At 71.1% G+C, this 792-nt stretch carries 1 protein-coding gene and 1 pseudogene; both read left to right on the top strand.

Annotation, left to right across the window (positions count from 1 at the left end):
- A pseudogene (locus tag E1283_RS36665) lies at positions 1-210 on the top strand (phosphoribosyltransferase); the annotation flags it as partial.
- Between the two features lie 121 nt (positions 211-331).
- On the top strand, positions 332-751 hold the full coding sequence (locus E1283_RS36660; RefSeq protein ID WP_132822446.1) for a YciI family protein: 420 nt from the start codon (positions 332-334) through the stop codon (positions 749-751).
- The last annotated feature ends 41 nt before the right edge of the window (positions 752-792 follow it).

Here is a 792-nt window from a genome sequence, read left to right as displayed (position 1 = left end):
GACGTCACCGCCCCCACCCTCCTCGTCGTGGGCGGCTCCGACCCCCAGGTCCTCGACCTCAACCGCTCCGCCCAACGGTCGCTCACCTGCGAGAACCACCTGTCGGTGGTCCCAGGCGCCACCCACCTCTTCGAGGAGCCGGGCGCGCTCTCCGTGGTCGCGGAGCTGGCCCGCGACTGGTTCCGCGACCACCTGCCGCCGGGCGGCTGAGAGCCCGCGAAAAAAATTCTCCGCCGCTGGCGTCGGCGATGTCGAGAACCCCGACCCGGCTCCGTCCCCGTAGTGAGCGCGACCAGAATGGGTCGCACAGCACGCCGAGGAGAGACCCACCATGGCCAAGTACCTGCTGCTCAAGCACTACCGCGGCGCACCGGACGCGGTGAACAACGTGCCGATGGCCCGGTGGACGCCCGAGGAGATCTCGGCCCACCTGACGTACATGCGGGACTTCGCGGACCGGCTGGAGAAGACCGGCGAGTTCGTCGACGGCCAGGCGCTCGCCCCCGAGGGGACGTGGGTGCGGTACGACGGTGAGGGCCGCCCGCCCGTCACGGACGGCCCGTTCGCCGAGACCAAGGACCTGATCGCCGGCTGGATGGTGATCGACGTCGACACCTACGAGCGCGCCGTCGAACTGGCCGGCGAACTCTCGGCCGCCCCCGGCGCCGGCGGCGAGCCGATCCACGAGTGGCTCGAACTGCGCCCCTTCCTCACCGCCCACCCCAACACCACGGAGTGCCCCCACCAGTGAACGAGGCCCAGCTCCGGAGCCTCACCCCCGAAGTCCTCGGA

Source organism: Streptomyces hainanensis, from assembly GCF_004348415.1.
In the GTDB taxonomy this organism is placed as follows: domain Bacteria; phylum Actinomycetota; class Actinomycetes; order Streptomycetales; family Streptomycetaceae; genus Streptomyces; species Streptomyces hainanensis.
This window is presented reverse-complemented; position numbering and strand designations above follow the sequence as displayed.